Raw genomic sequence first — 14,252 nt, 5'->3', positions numbered from 1 at the left:
AGATAGCGGGACCACAGGTTCTGCTGGATTTGGCAAGGGCGATATGCATCTCTGTGCGGTCGAGGGCGAGCAATCGAAGAAGACACCCGGCTGGTCCGCGACTATCGGATGCGCACCGATCTGACCCTCGAAGCCTTGGACATGGCTGTCACCGAACACGGCGGCGATGTCGCGGGTGCAATCATGCCCTCGGAGGGGGGAACTCGATACACCGCTGAGGTCATAAAGCAGGCGAGCGAACTGCACGGGCTGCGGCGCTCGATGCGCCGAGAGTCTGTGTTCGACGTTCAATGACGAGCACTACTACCGCCACGTATTTATTACGCCACTCAATTAGTTGTTGCAGTTGATAGCTGCCCCCACCATCGGGATGCTTAGCCCCACCAACTATGAACGGTCACGTGACCGCGCCCGTCATCGCCGCGCATCCACTGTCCACCTGGGGGCGAACCTCAAAGCGGGACCTTACGTTGCAGGACCGACAACCATCGATGATGAAATAGGGGCTGAACTGCACCACTACGTGCTATCGCTCGTCGATTGAAGCCTTTGCCTCGGAGTCGTTCGCCTTGCCGCGACTCGCTGCGACATTCTGCAGACTGCGACCAACCCATCCAAGCCCGCTGGCCCCGATGTCCGCAGCCTTGCTCCCGATAGCGACAGCTGCGCCGCCCACGGCCTTCGCGCGGTTGCCCACCTCAGCGAGAGCGTCTCCCACAGAGGGATCTTCATGTTCGATCCACCCCGCGACCTGGCTTCCGCGAGCGCTGGCGAAACCGTCCAGGTCCTGACGCAGCGAAGTCATATCGCGCTTGAGGTCATTCGTCGACATCCAGCGAATGATTTCCAGCGGTTTGATGGCGGCATAGCTGGCCAACTCGCCACGGGCATGAAGCAGCAGGTCTCCATCACGCTCGAAGTGTTCCAACAGGAGGCCACGAGCTGACTGGACGACAGTTTGCAGGTACTCAGGTTCCGTCACCCTTACCCGTTCGATACGCATCTTCTGCCACAGATATAGCGACTGCTCCGCGATCACGAGAAGTTGCAGCGTCTCTCCCAGCCGCTTGTCGCCCACCGCATTCTTGAGATAGCTCGCACGGTCCTGCACCGGCTTCAATGCATCGAATCCCGCCACTGTCCGCTTGGCATGCTCACGCAGCCGCTCAATTCCCACCTCCAGGGCAGGACCGAGCGGTGCAATGGATTCCCAGTCGGCGGTGGGCAAGGCGCCAGTTTCCCCGTGCACCTTCGCTATGCGGGAAAGTGCAGCATGGTTACCCACCACATCACCGACTCTCGACGCCTCTGCCAGTACTAAAATTTTGTCGACTGTCCCCTGGACCCGCTCGACAGCGTCGGCGACGGATTGGACCGCGGTCTGCAGGGCAATCTGTACGGCGAGGAGCTGCAGGCTCAAGGCGCGGGTAGGAGTCATCGACACGTTTTGCCATTGCATCTGGCCTCGGAACTTGTGCGAGGAATCGACGACCATCATCCGGTTCCAGCCGGGCGCACCGGGCAGCACCCGGTAAGACTTGAGCATGCTGAGACTATCCGGGGAAAGCCGTACGAATTGGCCATACTGCGCTGTACTCGAAGCGACGCCACCTGCGACAGCGGCAGCAGCCGCCAGGGAAACCTTGTCGATCCCCGAAACCTGGACAGCGTCACCGGCCAAGTCCTTGATGCGAGCGAGGTAGCCCTCCACGGCGTCAACGTTGCCGGACACCAATACACCCTCGGGCTCGACGGAAACCGCAATCCCGCTGCTGGCTAAAAAGTCCTGGTCGTCGGCCGAGAACGGCTCTGGCAGAGCATTGTCAGTCATGGGGTCCGTTCTGGGGTGGTTTTCTGAACTGTCTGCACGAATATAGGCGGCAGCCTTTATCCGTTACACGCCGGTCGGTATGTAATGTCCCTGCGCATTGCTAATAGAGCTAGTAAAACCGACCCGTGAGCGCCCGGGACCGCGTTGGGTTCTGCAGCCCAGCTAGCCGGTGAGCCTGTCATCGTTACGAGCCGTAGCTCGGCGGCACACACGACGAGCGCATGTACCTGTCCATGAACTCGGCCGTCCGTGATGCCCGGTCCCCAGCCGATTCTGCTGGCTGGGGGGCCAGCGCGCCTTCCTCTCTTACGGAAGGCTATGAACGGATGCGGTCATCACTCTTATGGGTTCACTGTCGACCGGAACCGAAATCTCGAAACCTCAGTGGAACCAACCGACGCCCGTCTGCGTCCAAGGAGATAGGAATCCTGGACGCCTGTGCGCCAGCACTCGACTATCCGGGAGTGACGTGACAGACGACGTTGTTCGTGCCCTGATCGTGGCGTCGCGTTCCGCCGCCTTCGATGCGCGCGACGAAGCGGCCATGAGAATGGCAAACCATCTGGACGACTCAGGAGTCCGCCGACGACTTGTCGAGATGTTGGACGATCCCGACATCGCCGTGCAGGTTTCCGCGGTCGAAAGCCTCGCCACACGAGGCGGACGATCGGGAATCGAAGCGATATTGCACAACCTGGGTGTTCGGATCGACGATCCGGACGCCGACAGCATGGTCGGCAAACTCCAGGAATTGCAGGGCTGGGAGCGGGCACCAATTCTGCAGACGGCGCGCGTGTTGATCTCCGAAGGAACGACACCGGCTACGGAACGTGCGATCGAGGAACTGGAACGGTTGTTCGGCCACTACGTCGAACAGAAAGGTCTACGGCGCAACTACGCCAGAGATCTCCAAAAGTGGCTGCGGCGTATAACCGCTCGACGTCGACCCAACCTTCCGCAAAGGACCGGTTCGATATACGTACAGTGCGCTGTCTTCATTCCTACGATCCAAAATTTCGTCAATCACGAACTGTCAGTGGAAGACTTCGAAGCCCAGTACCTACGCTTGGTGAACGACTGGCCGGCAAGCCTGGATCCGGCTGTATCAGGGACCGTCAATCAATTGTTTATCGACATCGACGCGTTCGTATCGGACGAGGCCCTGCGCGGCTGTGGCGATCTCGACGAACAGCAACTTCGACTGTGTGCACAAGACGCACTTTCCGAACTGATCGAACTGCAGCGCCGATAAATAACTGGTTATCCGTGGGCGCTTCCCAATTCATGTCAGTCATAATTCCGAATTCCCCGTCATTAGTGGCCATCTGGCCATCCGGGGTACGCAGTCTGCACCGGTGGCGGAGTGCCCCTGGCGTAGGCATTGCGAGTGATGATTCGTGGTGCGTCTGGGTAGAGCGATTGCGCCCATGGGGCGCAACGACCTTTGCCAGACGTGACGGGATCGATGTCTATGAAGCCATCGATTTCCCAACCGCCGAATTGGTTGCCTGCGGGCGCTTGCCATTGCAGGTCATCGCCTACCGGTGAAGACGATGGTTGGGGCACCGCAGGTGACGTCAAGGGGTCGCCGGTGCGAATAAAACTCGAGCGAAGCTCTTGTCCGTCACCATTTGTGAGCCGCGATGGCGAATACTCTCCGTCTGCATTTACGTCGAGGCCGACGGCGACTAGACATGACAGTACGTCGAAGCCAGCGTCCGTCGGGATGACCTGTTGGATGTGACCGTGGACTGTACCGACAAACGGACCCTGTCCTGTGTCGGCCTGAAAAAGCGAGTACAGCGGGCCGCCTGCCTCGCTGTTCGAACTGGCCGCAAACCCTACATACGTATAGTCAAGGCCAACCATCAGCCCAATGACGAGTGACTCTCCGGCGGCGCGGATGACCGTTCCCTCAGCCGAGAACAGGTCGATACCAGGTTCTGCGGACCACACCATCGTGGCGTCACGCACGCGATCAGGAACCTCGTAAACATCAATCGCTGGCCAAGGCGACATCGACGTTGTCTCTGGAGCGGCGCCGCCGTCGTCGTCGTCTTCGTCGACAGAATCGCACGCTGCAACCGCGGTCAGCATCGTCAGCAGGACTGCGGTTGTCATACTCGCCCGCCGGTTTCGCTGTTTCATCCGTAGATCTCCGCTCGCCAAGTATTGTTCGAGTCACGAGATGATTCACCGCTTGCCTGCCAGTCCACAATTACTCCACTATTCGGGTTGTTTCCTTCGGGTCGAATCGCCGCGGCCAACTGATACCGCTGCTCACCCCCTGTAGCATTGCGTGCGCACTCGTCCAGTTGAAGTCGTCGAACTTTCATATCGAGTTCTTTATGAGTCAAAGCCATTACTCCTACCGAGCACCGTGTTGTTCTGAGCCAATTCAGTGGCTGCTGTCGGGCCAACCGGGGTATGCCGGTTGCACCGGGGGTGGATTGTCTCTGGCGTAAGCGTCACGGGCGATCGCGGGAGTCGTGTGCGGGTATAGCGATCGCGCCCACCGGGCGCATCGACCGTTCCCCGAAGTGGTCGGATCCCTGTCGGTGAAACCGTCGATTTCCCAGCCGATGAACTGATTGCCAGTGGGCGCCTGCCAGTGGCGACTATCCGGACCTGTTGAAGACGATGATTGTTTCACCACTGGTGATTTCGCTGCCTCACCGGTGCGGATGAACCGTGAACGTAGCTCACCTCCCTCACCGCCCGCGAGCCCCGACGGGCTGTATTTGCCGTCGACTTTCACATCGAGGCCGACGGAAAGTACGCATGAAATGACGTCAAAGCCGACCTCCGTGGGAACGATCTGCTGGAGATGACCGTGAAGCGTCCCCGCGAACGGACCTTGTCCGGTGTCGGCTCGGAACAGTGAATACAGCGGGCCGCCGGCCACGCTGTTCGAACTGTCTGCAAAACCTAAATACGTGTAGTCGAGCCCGGCCAAAGACCCGATAGCGAAGGACTCTAGAGCAGCGCGAATCAGTGTTCCCTCGGTTGCAAGGAGATCGATACCCGGTTCAGCAGACCAGACCATCGTTGCGTCACGGATCTGGTCAGGAACTTCATAGACATCTGTGGCCGGCCGATGTGATGCTGACGTCGTCGCTGGCGCCCCACCGTGCTCGGTGGTTGAATCGCACGCTGCGACAACACCCAGCATTGCCAACAGAACAGCGGCGGCCAAACGCATGATTCGCCCTCCTTCGCTCATCCGTGAATCCTCACTCTGCTTCTCGAGTCATGACACGATTCATCACTTGCTAGCCAAGCCAGGATCTCCCCACTGGCTGGGCTCTTCCCTTCGGGCCGACTCACCATTGCCAGCTGATCCCACTGCTCGTCCCCCGTCGCGTTGCGTGTGTACTCGTCGAGCTTCGGAATTCCGCGTTCCTTGCATCGAATCCGAATGTCGATGCGTCAAGCGTGATCTCGCGGCTCATAGGCGCTTCGCGATCATCCACCGACAGTACGTAGGGCTTTATGAACTCAGAAGCAGCTGCGACGGCGATTCCTCCCCGGCGCCATTCCCCCAGCGACCTGATCGCACCGAGATCCGCTCCCAACATGCATGAATCTTGTTTTTAACGTCGTTAACTGGCACTATCCGGCCATCCCGGGTAGGCCGGCTGAACGGGGGGCGGGTTGTCTCGGGCGTATGCCTCACGAGAGACGATGGGCTCTACGTCCGGATACAGTGATCTCGCCCATGGAACGCAACGACCACTTTCCGCCGTGCCAGGTTCAACATCAGCAAATCCGTCGATTTCCCACCCGGCAAACCTGTTATCGGTAGGCGCCTGCCAATGCAAATTCTCGGACTCCTGAATGGACGACGGCATGGATTCACGTGCTGTCGTTGTCTTGTCGCCGGTGCGGATGAAGCGTATGCGCAGTTCTTCTCCCGCTATATTGGTCAGGAGCGACGGCGAGTACTTGCCGTTCTCGAGGACGTCGAGCCCGATCGACAGCACGCACGTCAACGCCTCGAATCCGTTATCACTTGGATTGACTTTTTGAATACGACTATGAATCGTTCCTGCGAACGGACCGTCGCCGGTCGCGGATTGGAAGATTGAGTATATCGAATCCCCGCCTTTGTAGTTACCGCTGGCCGCGAAGCCTCGATATGTGTAGTCCAAGCCAACCGTAGCTCCAATAGCTATCGATTCCTGGGCTGCACGGGTCAAAGTACCCTCGGCAGAAAAGAGGTCGACCTCCGGCTCTGCGGACCACACCATAGTGGCATCACGCAGTTGATCTGGAACTTCATAGACGTCGGAGCCGGACGACGAACGCGACGTCGACGACGTCTGTTGGATAGAACTGTCCTCGACAGGAGACCCGCACGCTGCCCCCGCAGTCAGAATCGTCAGCAGGACGGCGATTACCGTCCGAATGCGTCGACTTCGCTGTTTCATCTGTAAATCTCCAAGGGACACTGGTTGTTTGACAGGCTTTGGGACTATTCCAACCACGACTTACGCCCGAAGTAACCGTCAACATCGTCCCGCTCATCAGTAATGCGGTGGCCGGTAGAGTGCCCTGAGAAACTCTGACTTTCCAGGATGGCTTTGTCGGACTGACACAGCTCTCCAGATAGCGATTCACGCGTCACATACGCGGGTCTTTGATCAGCGCGGGTTTCAGCCGCTGGGCTGTTGCCGATAGTCGCGTCTGCGATTCGAGCCACGATTGGGTCGTCCCGCAGTTCAGCCATGATCGTCGTCGAACGTTGTCGGACATCGTCGGCAGTCTGTCGGTACGCGCGCATGATCGTGTCGGCCAGCACCTCTGGTCCACGGCCCCAAGCATCATGGCCGAAGGTGAGTTCGGTGAGTCGACCGTTGGCGTCGGTCCGAATGGTGACACCGTCGAGGTGCGTGTGGCCGTGAACCTCAGCAACAGCCGCTTGAAGCCGACGGACTTTGGCGCCTAGTTCCTCTCGAATCAAAGCGGTTACCCCCTACCTCGCACGAATGTTGTTCTGAGCGTAATTAATTGCGATTGCCGGGCCATCCTGGGTACGCAGGCTCCACCGGAGGTGGGTTGTCGTGGGCGTACGCGTCAGGCGGAATATTCACTGGCGCATCCGGGTACAGTGATCGAGCCCACGGCGCACAACGACCGTTCCTCGATGTGACTGGGTCTTGATCGATGAAACCATCAATCTCCCACCCCACGAATTCGTTGCCTGACGGCGCCTGCCAATGCAACAAGTCGGGAGACGACACCGAAGGTGGAGGTGTAGGCGAAGTTGCTGTTGAGGACTCGCCAGTGCGAACGAAGCGAGAGCGCTGCTCACTGCCCTCCCCGCCGGTAAGTCGGGACGGGACGTACTTTCCGTCGAGCTGTCTGTCGAGGCCGACCGCTAGAACACATGACAGGACGTCGAAACCACCGTTGATTGGGATGATCTGTTGGATACGTCCGTGGATCGTTCCTGCGAACGGGCCCTGTCCAGTGTCGTCCCGGAACCCGCCCAAGATGCCGCCACCACCCAGGCTGCCCGAGCTCTTCGCGAACCCCAAATAGGCGTAATCGAGACCGAGCATCAGTCCGATTACGAACGACTCTTCCGATGCGCGGATTAACGTCCCTTCCAAAGAGAGGAGGTCTACGCCCGGCTCCGCCGACCACACCATTGTCGCGTCGCGAAGGCGATCGGAAACCTCGTAACCGTCGGATGACGGCTGAGGCGACACGGACGTTGTCACTGTTACTGGGCCGTCGTCTGCGACAGAACCGCACGCTGCGACCACAATCAACGTGGTCAGTACGGCGCAAAGTAGGGGAATGAGTCGAGTCGTTTTCATCCGAGGATCTTCCACGGCCACTTGTTCTTTGGGTCACTCGACGAATCGTCGCTAGCCAACCACTGCAGAATTTCTGCGCTGCTCGGGTTGTTTCCGAGTGGCCGGACTGTCAACTCGAGAGCATGTTGTTGGCCGTCACCCGTCGCATTGCGCGTGTACTCATCGAGATCGGAGACCCCGCCATCGGCGATCAACCGCATGGCGCTTTGGTTGGCGAGAAATCCATCCGTCCCCCCTGACTCCGAGAACGCCTTTGCCACATCGGAGTAGGAAAGCAACGATTCGCCGCTCTCGCTCTTGTACACGTCAGGAACGTCGTTGATATCGATCGCGCCGCTATGAACAAGGGCATCGACGATGTTGAACCTTCTGTAATCTGCACTACCCCAGTCGCTGGCCACGTACTTACCACCCTCGCCGTCGAAGCCGAATTGCGATGAATCAAAGGCAATCTCGCGTGCCAATGGCGAGTCGAGGTCATCTACAGACAGTACATAGGGCTTCAAGAACTCGGACCCGGCTGCGACGGCAATCCCGCCTGGCCCCATCCCCCCGGCGACGATTTGCCCCGCCGTCCACGCCGCGGTGAACTTCGAGTTCCGTGCTTCGGCTGCTTCCTGCTTGTCGAGACCCTCTTGCACGCGTTGGTCCATTTCGGTACTGAGACCGTGATCGACGAGCCACTGCAAGCGGTAGGCTTGGTCACCGAGGTTGCTGTATCCGGTTGTCGCAAACATCCGATCCATCCGCAGGCTCTCGGCAAGTGCAGTGCCGTTGATGATCTGACTGGACTGATCTTCGGAGTCCAGAATGGTGAAGACACGTAGCGGTTCGACAGGGCCACCTCCGAAATCTTCACTCCCACCGAAGTCACCGAATCCATGCGTCTGTGTGAGGTCGCTGGTCATACCGGTCATGTCACCGACGAAGGGGGCAAGGGCTTCGGCGACCTGCCCTGCAGTCCCCTCCCCGATCTTCCCTTCACCGGATAAAAGTGTCGTGTAATTGTTTGTTCCATCAGATGATTCGGTACTGGCCAGAATCTCTGCCAAGCCTCGGGCGGCGGACCCTGCGCGCACCGAGTTCTCGTACTCCGGTGTCCCTTCGGGCGCGGTCGAGTGTGCCTCGCGCGGAATCCAATCGGTGAGTGAAGCCATGGCCGTTCCGTCGTCGCGCTGCAGCAACGGCATCACTGCAGTATCAGCGTGGTATTCAGATCCGAGGATTTCCGGTCCTCCTTCGCCGGTGAGAATCGCGCGCACGCCGTCCGTATTACGGGAACCAAGCTCGATCGTCTTCTCGAGGGTTTCCGCATGACCAGGATTGTCCACGGGCTCGTTGCTGAAGGGCAGGGCTCCGCCATGGGCATCGATCGCCGCAGTGTGCATGCCCTGCCGAATCAGTTCGGTCGACATCTTCGTCCCGGGCTCATTGCCCGCTTCGGCTAACGCCAAAGCGTCGAACAATTTCGTCTGGCCCTCGACGAAGTTCTTCTGGTCGTCCACGATCGGACCGTCACCGGGATACGTCATCGCGTTGCTGTCCAGGCCGTCGATACCGCGACTTGGACGAGTCGAAATGAGGTCGCGCATGTCCTGCGGCAAGTTTTCGTAACTACCTGCACCCGTCAGATTGCCGTCGGCATCGCGTCCGGTGCCGACCTTCTCGTTGGACAACACCAGGACGCCGTTGGCGAGTGAGGCTGCCGCCTGTTGCCCCGCCGGTCCTTGCGATTGCAGCTGTTGGCTTGCGGCCGTGAAGCCGTCGACGCCGGCGGTGTTGTAGAACTCTTTCAAGTATTGCTGGGTGCTCGCTGGAATCGTCGCCGTATCACCGTTGAGGTATGCCTGAAGCTGCGCAGGCTCCACACCTGTGGCACGCGGGTCTTCGATGAGGTCCGCGAGGACGTCCGCGGGGATTGGCTCACCGTCGTCGACGGCGTCTCGGATCTGGGTGCCGATCTCCTTGCCGTCTTCACCCGACAGCACCCCCGAACCGAGGCTGGTACCGCCGGGCCCACCGTGTTGTTCGAGGTCGGCCAGACCGCCGTCCACCACCGATTTCAATGCCGTCAGAGCAGATGCACAGTAAGCCAAATTCTCTTTCAGGCTGACCTGGAAGTCTGCTGCTTGCCGGTCGAGTCGGCCCTGCAGCACCAGGCGGAGGACGTCACCGTCTGTACCGGGCACGGTTGGGCTGGAGACCGTCCCATCAGGTCCAACAGACATGCCGTGGCGATCGACGGCGGCGTCCCGGGTGTTGACTATCACCGAACGGGACGCGTCGATCGTCTGCCCCTGGCTGATCAGAGCGTCCCCGACGATGTCCGTGGCGCGTTTCGACGCCGACGCAGTGAGAACTTCCGATACCGCACGCATCGACGCGGCCGCGCTGGCATCCCCTCGCCAAGTACTCGCACTCTTGTCGACTGCGAGGTCCACTTCCGCCAGGCAATCCGTGAGAGCGATCCCCGCCGACTTCATCGCCTCTCCTGCCGTGACCAACGTCAGCGGTTTCCACGATTCGACCTGAGGGATCGTCGGCGTCGTCACTGTCCGAGTCCTTCGGTCAACGAGCCGAGCTGACTACTGAACGCTTCTTCGACCGCTTCGTAAGTGGCCGCGGACGAGGTCGCCCCATCAGCCAGAGCCTGCACAGCGCTGCGGTGTTTGGCCACATTGGTCTCCAACGTCGTCACTATCCGCACCAGAAGATCGTCGATTCCCGCATCGGGCATCACCACCGCTCCAACGCTTACCTTGGCAGGCCCAGCGATGTCCGCGACCGCGTTCGCCTTGACAATCAGCTGTGCCCCCAGCGACCTGATCTCATCGAGATCCGCTCCCAGCAATTCCCCCAACAGATTCTCTCCCCCAAGAGTTACCTCACACTGTGGCCGCCACATTCGCCAGCGTTCGGCGAAAGCGCCCCGGCTATGGGCTTTGCCAAGGCAGCAGTCTGCCACAATTACAAGCCGGTGAGCAGTCTTCAGTTTCCTCCTCCGAGGTGCCACTTATCGTTGGTGCACCTCGACGAGCAATCGAGTCGAATGCGCGCATCTTCCGACAGTCGGGCTGCTTCTCGGGAACAGCTCGGTGTTCATCCCCTTGATCCAAGACTTCGTAGAGGGACGAATCCCCGCACAGCCGGTCCGCGATTTGTTGCGGGCTCCACGCGCTCGTCTAACGGCGGTCCGCTTGCGTGGCTTGTTGCGGTCTTTCCACGAGGCCGATTGCCCACACGATTGCCGTTCTCGTCGCGGAGCAAACCCGCCAACTTCTTGCACGAATTCCCGAAGGTGTTCGTATTGCACTAGTTTCGTATCCTCTTGTCGCCTCGATCCGAGATCGTCCTTCCATTAAGCCACCGACGTACGGTCCTCGAGGTTCACACTGCGCATAGTGCACCCCTAAGTCACGAGACAGGCAGCGGTCGGACAAATTGTCGTCAGCGAGGCTGTCCGCCGACATCGGCAAGGCCGATGACATCGCGCTCGGCCCATCGTGCGAGGTCGAACTCGTGGGACTCAAGGGCAGGTATCAGCTATTCCTGATCGACCTACTCGATCACGATAAAGACGGATAATTGAATTGACGACCATCAGCCGCGCATGCGGCCGATGGCGCTTTGCTGTAGTTTCACCTCGCATGGGCGACGGGGGAACCCCGGACGGGGTGTTGTCAGCAGATCCGGAACAAATCGCCGCGGTGGGGGCCGCGGCGCAGCAACTCGAGCAAACTTTGCGAAACGCGCTCGACGCCGTCAGCCGCGACGTCGATGCGGTCCGGTGGGACGGTCAAGCGGCACTCGCTTTCCGCGACACGTGGAAGCTGTGCCACGAGGACGGGTTTCGCATTGTCGATGCACTGAACTCACTGTCCGTCTCACTGAGTGAGTCAGCATCCGGTTATGACGTTACCGAGGATTGTTCCGCAACAAACATTGCGGGACACATATGAGTACGCCGTTCCGCGTCGAACTCGACGACCTCGACGATCTGATTGCGAGAATCAACGGTTTGGCAGGTTTTATTCGCGACGAACTAGATGAACTGGATCGCCGGGCGGCCGCGCTGATCGGTCCGGGCTGGGAAGGCCCGGCAGCCCATGCATACGCTGACTCCCACAACCAATGGTCATACGCCGCATCTGCATTCGTCGAACACGTTCATCGCATGGAGGCGCTCACGAGAAAGGCTCATGACGGGTACTTATCGGCCACCGATATGAATACGCACATGCTCAGGACACAACCGTGAATGTCGATCCGCAGGCATACTACGACACCGCAGCCGTATGCGCTCGAGCATCCGAGTCGGTGCGTTCACGCGTCGATGCATTGCGCGGTTCACTTAGCAAATGCGCGGCTATGGTTGGCGACTACGACAGCGTCAAACAGTGGGGAACGGCTTACGACCAAAGCACGTATGACTTCTTTCACGCAGCAGAGGTGTGGGTTGACGCTTCGAGCAAGCTGGCAGAGGTCACGAGTGCTGCTGGGTACAACTGGGCTGTCGCCGAACACACTGCGCACCCGTCACCCGGTCCCGGACTGGGGCCTCCCGCACCACCGCAGACGTCGTCGTACCTGCAGTGCATGGCGCCTCCCCCGACGTCCCTCGGCCACAACGGGGATGGGCTGAACACCGATGTGCCGGGGCTACTCGAACAGATCGGACTGCCTGTCCCCGACGGGGACAGTGACAAACTGACTATCGCAGCCGATGCATGGCGGGCGTTTGCCGAACATGCGGTCACAACGGCCGCAGCACGGGATATTCGAGGCGCAGTTGACCGCTTCGACGGCCTCGACGCACCCGACGTCGCCGCTGTCACAGCCCACCTCGAAACCCTGAGCCGAAGCGCAGCCGAGCTCATATCAACCGCCTCAGCGTTGGCCTCCCCTGTGGCTGCACACAACGTGGCCGTCACAGACCTCCGCACAGGAATCAAAGCTAGCTCAGATGAACTGGCGTGGACGCTCGGTGTCATCGGGGCTGTGACGGCCGTTGCCCTGCGTGCCAGGGTGAGGTGAGTCCAGTGGTTCATAGCAACCCGGCCTGATGCAGGGCGAGATACGGATCGACACACACCATGGCCATCACCACCAAGACGCCGGTCAGCGGCGACAATGAACGCATGGATTCAGCGCATCCGAGAGCAGACGGACCACGACGGCGACGGGCGTTCACCGCGGCGGAGAAAATCGAACACGTGCGTGCTTACGAGCAAGCCTGCCAGAGCGGCGACGGCGGGGCATACCTACGCCGCGAGGGACTGTATTCGTCGTTGATCAGCGAATGGCGCAAACACCGCGACGCCGGTGTTCTCGTCGGCAAAAAGCCCGGCGAGAAGGTCGGCAAGCTTACCGCCGAGCAAGCCGAGATCGCCCGCCTCACCCGTGAATTGAACCGCGCGAACAAGCGACTGAACACCACCGAAGCCGCACTGGATATCATGGGAAAAGCACACGCGCTCTTGGAATCTCTCTCCGAGAGCGCGGATTTCGACGAGAAGAACAACAAGCGATGACCACTGCGTACACCACACTGACCGGCATCGGAATTAGCTCCCGCGAGGGCAGCGTTCTCACCGGTCTGCACCGATCGACGGCGACACGTCGAAGTGCCGCAGCTACAGCACCGACACCGCCGGTGCCGCAGGAACCAGCGGCGGAGCCGGTCAACAAAGTCACCACCAGCGAACGGCGACGTATTCTCGGCGTCCTCAACTGCGACCGGTTCGTCGACCTCGCACCGCTACAGATCTACGCCCAACTCCTCGACGAGGGCATCTACCTGTGTTCGGTGTCGACGATGTATCGAGTGTTGCGCGAGAACAGACAGGTCAGCGATCGACGGCGACTCGCTCGGCACCCGGCCAGGGCATGCCCAGAGTTGGTCGCGACCGCGCCGCGGCAGGTGTACTCCTGGGATATCACCAAACTGGCCGGCCCGGTGAAAGGGCAGTACTTCGATGCGTACGTGATGATCGACATCTACTCCCGCTACATCGTCGGAGTGCACGTTCATAGTCATGAATCCGGTGTGCTGGCAAAGGAATTGATGGAACAGATCTTCGCGGTCCATGGCGTCCCGCACGTCGTGCATGCCGATCGCGGTACCTCGATGACCAGTAAAACCGTCGCGACACTCCTCGCGGATCTCGAGGTCACCCGAAGCCACTCCCGGCCTCGGGTATCGAACGACAATCCGTACTCGGAGTCGTTGTTCAAAACTTTGAAATACGGCCCCGGCTTCCCGGATCGGTTCCGATCACTGAGCGAGGCAAGGGAATTCATGGATATCTTCACCGATGGGTACAACCACGAACATCGCCACACCGGTATCGGACTGCACACTCCCGCCGATGTCCACTACGGCTTGGCTGCACGCAAGGCAGCCGAACGCCGTCTCGTTCTCGACGCCGCCCGCGCTGCACATCCGCATCGCTTCGGCAGCACTGCCGCACCGAAAATCCTCGACCTCCCAGACACCGCGTGGATCAACAAACCAGCAGAAACAACTGACACCGATCAAGAGCACGATTCGATAGCGGCGTAACACCCACTGGACTCATCCACCTTGACAAATTCCG

15 protein-coding genes are annotated in these 14,252 nt (G+C 59.8%); 7 read left to right on the top strand and 8 right to left on the bottom strand.

Features of this window, described 5'->3' with window-relative positions; all coding sequences use genetic code 11:
• Positions 1-108 precede the first annotated feature (108 nt).
• Positions 109-294: a hypothetical protein gene (locus tag BJI47_RS10145; protein WP_088943614.1), complete on the top strand. Its 186-nt coding sequence runs from the start codon at positions 109-111 to the stop codon at positions 292-294.
• 232 nt (positions 295-526) lie between these two features.
• Here BJI47_RS10145 and BJI47_RS10140 read toward each other — a convergent pair whose 3' ends face one another.
• The gene (locus BJI47_RS10140; protein WP_088943613.1) at positions 527-1,831 is read right to left on the bottom strand and encodes a hypothetical protein; all 1,305 of its coding nucleotides are present in this window, start codon (positions 1,829-1,831) and stop codon (positions 527-529) included.
• 469 nt (positions 1,832-2,300) lie between these two features.
• Between BJI47_RS10140 and BJI47_RS10135 the strand changes: the two genes are divergently transcribed.
• On the top strand, positions 2,301-3,083 hold the full coding sequence (locus BJI47_RS10135; protein WP_176224787.1) for a colicin immunity domain-containing protein: 783 nt from the start codon (positions 2,301-2,303) through the stop codon (positions 3,081-3,083).
• Between the two features lie 62 nt (positions 3,084-3,145).
• On the opposite strand, the gene BJI47_RS10130 is transcribed toward BJI47_RS10135, so the two are convergent.
• The 7 genes from BJI47_RS10130 to BJI47_RS10090 form a co-directional block, all read right to left on the bottom strand.
• A complete protein-coding gene (locus BJI47_RS10130) occupies positions 3,146-3,952 on the bottom strand; it encodes a hypothetical protein (protein WP_139804853.1) in 807 nt (268 codons plus the stop codon).
• A 277-nt stretch (positions 3,953-4,229) separates the two neighbouring features.
• Positions 4,230-5,054 (bottom strand): hypothetical protein, encoded by an 825-nt coding sequence (locus BJI47_RS10125; protein WP_088943610.1) that lies wholly within the window; start codon positions 5,052-5,054, stop codon positions 4,230-4,232.
• Positions 5,055-5,433: 379 nt separating this feature from the next.
• Positions 5,434-6,261 carry a hypothetical protein gene (locus BJI47_RS10115; protein WP_088943608.1) on the bottom strand — a complete coding sequence of 276 codons (828 nt, stop codon included), beginning with the start codon at positions 6,259-6,261 and terminating at the stop codon, positions 5,434-5,436.
• A 44-nt stretch (positions 6,262-6,305) separates the two neighbouring features.
• Positions 6,306-6,794 carry a hypothetical protein gene (locus BJI47_RS23700; RefSeq protein WP_125458695.1) on the bottom strand — a complete coding sequence of 163 codons (489 nt, stop codon included), beginning with the start codon at positions 6,792-6,794 and terminating at the stop codon, positions 6,306-6,308.
• Positions 6,795-6,837: 43 nt separating this feature from the next.
• Entirely contained in the window at positions 6,838-7,656 is an 819-nt protein-coding gene (locus tag BJI47_RS10100; protein WP_125458694.1) for a hypothetical protein, read from the bottom strand.
• Entirely contained in the window at positions 7,653-10,208 is a 2,556-nt protein-coding gene (locus tag BJI47_RS10095) for a hypothetical protein (RefSeq protein WP_088943604.1), read from the bottom strand. Before BJI47_RS10095 ends, BJI47_RS10100 begins: the two co-directional genes overlap by 4 nt.
• Positions 10,205-10,516 (bottom strand): hypothetical protein, encoded by a 312-nt coding sequence (locus BJI47_RS10090; RefSeq protein WP_125458693.1) that lies wholly within the window; start codon positions 10,514-10,516, stop codon positions 10,205-10,207. Before BJI47_RS10090 ends, BJI47_RS10095 begins: the two co-directional genes overlap by 4 nt.
• Before the next feature lie 581 nt (positions 10,517-11,097).
• On the opposite strand from BJI47_RS10090, the gene BJI47_RS24065 reads away from it, so the two are divergent.
• The 5 genes from BJI47_RS24065 to BJI47_RS10070 all read left to right on the top strand — a co-directional run bounded on the left by BJI47_RS24065 (position 11,098) and on the right by BJI47_RS10070 (position 14,218).
• Entirely contained in the window at positions 11,098-11,241 is a 144-nt protein-coding gene (locus BJI47_RS24065; RefSeq protein ID WP_176224786.1) for a hypothetical protein, read from the top strand.
• A 62-nt stretch (positions 11,242-11,303) separates the two neighbouring features.
• The gene (locus BJI47_RS10085) at positions 11,304-11,615 is read left to right on the top strand and encodes a WXG100 family type VII secretion target (RefSeq protein ID WP_088943602.1); all 312 of its coding nucleotides are present in this window, start codon (positions 11,304-11,306) and stop codon (positions 11,613-11,615) included.
• Complete coding sequence (locus BJI47_RS10080) at positions 11,612-11,914, top strand: WXG100 family type VII secretion target (RefSeq protein WP_088943601.1); 303 nt, start codon at positions 11,612-11,614, stop codon at positions 11,912-11,914. Before BJI47_RS10085 ends, BJI47_RS10080 begins: the two co-directional genes overlap by 4 nt.
• The gene (locus BJI47_RS10075; protein WP_088943600.1) at positions 11,911-12,690 is read left to right on the top strand and encodes a hypothetical protein; all 780 of its coding nucleotides are present in this window, start codon (positions 11,911-11,913) and stop codon (positions 12,688-12,690) included. The genes BJI47_RS10080 and BJI47_RS10075 overlap by 4 nt, the downstream gene beginning before the upstream one ends.
• A gap of 104 nt (positions 12,691-12,794) precedes the next feature.
• Positions 12,795-14,218 (top strand): IS3 family transposase gene (locus BJI47_RS10070; protein WP_254900348.1). Its coding sequence is split into 2 segments (ribosomal slippage): positions 12,795-13,122 and positions 13,122-14,218, totalling 1,425 coding nucleotides; the frame shifts between segments, so codons are not numbered across the junction.
• The last annotated feature ends 34 nt before the right edge of the window (positions 14,219-14,252 follow it).

This window comes from Rhodococcus sp. 1168, assembly GCF_002091955.1.
Taxonomy (GTDB): Bacteria; Actinomycetota; Actinomycetes; order Mycobacteriales; family Mycobacteriaceae; genus Rhodococcoides.
Note: the sequence above shows the minus strand (reverse complement) of the source record. Positions and strands in the feature narration are given on the sequence as shown.